At 57.8% G+C, this 2494-nt stretch carries 1 protein-coding gene; it reads left to right on the top strand.

Going from position 1 to position 2494, the window contains the following annotated elements; genetic code table 11:
* On the top strand, positions 1-2494 hold a 2494-nt coding region (locus AB4Z11_RS29265; RefSeq protein WP_442029334.1), incomplete at both ends, for a beta strand repeat-containing protein.

Below are 2494 nucleotides of genomic sequence, written 5' to 3'. Positions count from 1 at the left end.
CTGTTAGGACGGCCTTAGTCAGCTACATCCTCAAAGATAATTTCGAAGGCCTGGAATATAGAGGCGCTGGAGCGTTTACCGGCACTGGGAACTCGCTGGACAACGTTCTGACAGGTGGCGCGGGCAACGACAAGCTGAACGGCATGGCGGGTAACGATACGCTGTGCGGCAACGGCGGCGCAGACCGTCTAGATGGAGGCGCGGGGGACGATACCGCTGTCGTGCTCGGCAATTTCGCCGATTACAAGATTGTGCGCTTGAGCGCGACCGATACGCAGCTGGTCAACAACGTCACGCATGAGACGGTGACCCTGACTGGCATCGAGTCCGTGAAGTTCGCAGATATGGGCACGCTGGCGGTGAGTGCCGTGCTGACCAATGTGGTCAGCATATACGGCGATAACTTGGTTGGCGGCGCTGGCGCCGATACGCTGGATGGTCTGAAGGGCAATGACACTATGGCCGGCAAGGACGGCGATGATACCTATGTGGTCGACAGCACAGGCGACGTCATCGTTGAAACGGCAAACGGTGGCAACGATTTGGTTAAGGTGGCGATGTCGTCAGGTGTGTTCGCGCTTGGCGCCAATATCGAATCGGGAATCGTTATTGGCACCGGCACAGCAGGGATTACAGGCAATGAGCTGGACAACGCACTGACAGGTAACGGCGCAGCGAACGTGCTGAATGGTGGCGCAGGCAACGACACCATTGACGGCAAGGGCGGTGCGGACAAAATGGCGGGCGGCACCGGCGACGATACTTATTATGTCGACGTGGCCAGCGACACGGTTACTGAGCTGCTCGGCGATGGCTTAGACACAGTACTATCCGCAGCTACTTCTTACACGCTGTCGGCTAACGTCGAAAATCTGACATACACAGGCGCCTTGGCGTTTAAGGGCATCGGCAATGCGCTGGATAACACTCTGACCGGCAGCAGCGGTAACGACTCTCTGAGCGGCCTGGCAGGTAACGACAAACTGTTTGGCGGTGCTGGCAATGACACCCTGCTGGGTGGCGACGGCAACGACTTCCTGAACGTCGGTACTGGCGTCGATATCGCCGATGGCGGTACGGGAGACGACACCTTGGTGGTCCTTGGCAATTTCGCCGATTACACGCGCAGTCGCATCTCGCAGTCAGACACGCTGTTGGTCAACGCATCCACTGGCGAGAACATCACCTTGCGCGGCGTGGAAAAAGTACTGTTTGCTGATGGCGAGAAGACCCTGGCAGCCATTCAGTTTAACGTTAAGAGCACGCTCAATGACGTGCTGACCGGCTCCGACCTGGCAGACACCATGGATGGAGGCCTTGGAGCGGACACCCTGCAAGGTGGCTTCGGCGACGATATTTTTATCGTCGACCAGGCAGGCGATGTCGCTGTCGAAGCGCCATCCGGTGGGCACGACACCGTGCAGGTCGCCTTCACGAAAGCAGGCATCTACGCCCTAGGCGCCAACGTGGAAGACGGCGTAGTAACAGCAGCGAGTGCGCTGGCTGTCGGTATTACGGGGAATGAGCTCGATAACCACCTGACCGGCAATACGGGTGTCAACGCGCTGACAGGTGGTCTCGGCAACGATACGCTCGATGGCGGCGCAGGGGCTGACAAATTGGTCGGCGGCTCGGGCAATGACGTTTATTACGTGGACAATGCCGGCGATTCGGTCATCGAGTTAGCCAATGAAGGTGTGGATCGCGTAATCACAGCGCTCACCAAATACACGCTGACCGCCAACGTCGAAGATCTGGTGTACTCCGGCACTGCAGGTTTCGCAGCCATGGGCAACACGTTGGACAACACAATTACTGGCGGTAGCGGCAACGATACGCTGCTCGGTGGTGACGGCAACGACGTGCTGCGTGCGGGCGCTGGCCATGATATTGCTGACGGCGGCGCGGGCAACGACGTAGTCGAATTGAGCGGCAATATCGCCGACTATGCGACCACCCGCGTCAACAACACTGACCTGATGCTGACCAACACCCATACTGGCGACAGCGTTACCCTGCACAACATCGAGTCCGCCCACTTCAGTGATGGCGACCTGACCCCAGCACAGCTGGCGGTGAACGTCAGCAGCAATTACAACGACAACTTAATTGGCACAGCAGGCGATGACCTTCTCGATGGCGGTGTCGGAGCCGACACCATGGCTGGCCTCGGCGGCAATGACTTGTATTGGGCGGACAACAAAGGCGATGTGGTAGTTGAGCAGCCCGGCGGTGGCGACGATTTCGTGATGGTCAATTTGGGGAGCAATGGGGACACTTACCAGTTGCCCGCCAACGTCGAATGTGCCCAGGTAGCGAGCAACTCGGCTATTAACCTCACAGGCAACGATGCAGATAACAGCTTAATTGGTAACGCTGCGAACAATGTCCTTATTGGCGGCGTTGGAAACGATTATCTTGACGGCCGTGGAGGCAATGACACAGTGGACGGTGGTTCCGGTAACGACTCATATTATGTGGACTCCTCCGGCGA

Origin of the sequence: Pseudoduganella sp. RAF53_2 (genome assembly GCF_052113985.1) — a bacterium.
Lineage (GTDB): Bacteria > Pseudomonadota > Gammaproteobacteria > Burkholderiales > Burkholderiaceae_D > Rugamonas.
The sequence above is the reverse complement of the archived record's forward strand: the minus strand, read 5'-3'. Positions and strand labels throughout refer to the sequence as shown.